The organism is Prevotella corporis DSM 18810 = JCM 8529 (assembly GCF_000430525.1).
GTDB lineage: Bacteria > Bacteroidota > Bacteroidia > Bacteroidales > Bacteroidaceae > Prevotella > Prevotella corporis.
Genome location: NZ_KE387162.1, coordinates 2998 through 4839 on the forward strand (window position 1 = coordinate 2998; position 1842 = coordinate 4839).

Here is a 1842-nt window from a genome sequence, read left to right on the forward strand (position 1 = left end):
ACGGGCTTCCTGTCATATCTACTATGATAGGAAAACTTCTTCTTATAAATTCTATGATCATGGCGATACCACCTATTCAGGGGATTGCTTCTGGTTTGTGGCAACGTTGCGTAGTTTGAATCTGAAAACGAATTTTCCCGAGGTCTTGGAAATCATCGTACAAGAACTTGGATTATATTCTTTATGTGATGCTGAAAAGCATAACAAGCATATCACACCGTCATATAAAAATCCTATAGCCTCCAGTCCTACGGTCGAAAAGACCAAGCGGACGAAAGAACGACCATATAGTTTCGAGATACAGCCATTTGACGATGGACTGCTGAACTATTGGGCGCATTATGGTATCCATGAAGATACACTCCGGCTTTTTCGGGTACGGAGTCTTAAACGGTATGAGAGCGTATCTGCCGAGGGCAAGAAGTTTGAACTTCACAGCTCACCGACAGAACCTATATTTGCCTATATCGGAAACGGCTATGTAAAGATATACCGACCACACAGTCCGAAAATCCGCTTTCTCTATGGTGGAAGAATGCCTGCCACCTATTGCTTCGGTATGGAGCAGATTCCCACCAAAGGAGATATGCTTTTCATTACAGGTGGTGAAAAGGATGTACTCTCATTGTATGCACACGGCTTCAATGCAATTTGTTTCAACAGTGAAACCGCACAGATACCGACAAGTATCATCGAGAGCCTTCAGCTTCGCTTCCGACATATCATACTTCTGTATGATGCTGACGAGACAGGCGTACGCGAGAGTCACAGACAAGCAGAACATCTGACAGAATACAAAGTATTGAACCTTTCACTTCCGCTAAGTGGTACGAAGTCTGAAAAAGACATTTCAGATTTCTTTGCCTTGGGCAACGGTGCAAAGGAACTGAAAGAGCTGCTTGCCAAGATGTTCTCAGACCTATACAGCCAAACCATGATGATGTTACGTTCATGTGAAATTGATTATGAGAATCCACCAGACATTTCCAAATCAGTAGTAGCAGTAAACGGTGTGCCACTCGGCACGCAGGATAACCTGTTCTGCATTACTGGAGGTGAGGGGACAGGCAAGAGCAACTATGTCGGAGCCATCCTTGCCGGAGCGTTGGGAGAAAAACGATTGCCGATAGAGAATACCTTGGGATTGGAGATTACCGCCAATCCCAAAGGCTTGGCGGTCCTACACTATGACACGGAACAGTCCGAGGCACAACTCCACAAGAATTTGGGCAAGACATTACGCAGGGCTTCTCTGACAGCAGTACCTGAATATTATCATTCTCTGTATCTTGCTTCGCTTTCCCGTAAAGACCGGTTGAAACTTATCCGTGAGAGTATGGACCTGTTTCATCACAAGCATGGGGGCATCCATCTTGTGGTGATTGACGGCATAGCTGACTTGATACGTTCCGCCAACGATGAAACGGAAAGTATTGCCATTGTGGATGAGCTTTACCGTCTGGCAGGGATTTACAACACCTGCATCATCTGCGTACTGCACTTCGTACCGAATGGTATCAAACTCCGTGGGCATATTGGCTCCGAACTTCAACGCAAGGCGGCAGGCATTCTCTCCATAGAGAAAGATGACAATCCTGAATACTCGGTGGTGAAAGCTCTGAAAGTCCGTGACGGAAGTCCGTTGGACGTACCGATAATGCTTTTCGGCTGGGATAAGGCTGAGGACATGCACGTCTATCGTGGCGAGAAGTCTAAAGAGGACAAGGAAAAGCGCAAGACCGATGAACTGATTGGCGTTGTCAAAGAAGCCTTCCGAAATTCTTTCAAGCTCACTTACCAAGAACTTTGTGAAGTTCTGATGCGAGAAATGGAAATCAAGGA

Annotated in this window: 1 protein-coding gene; it reads left to right on the forward strand. The window is 45.8% G+C overall.

What is annotated here, in order from left to right:
• Positions 1 to 1842: bifunctional DNA primase/helicase (locus tag H515_RS0112705; RefSeq protein WP_244870087.1), on the forward strand; the 1842-nt coding region annotated here is incomplete at both ends.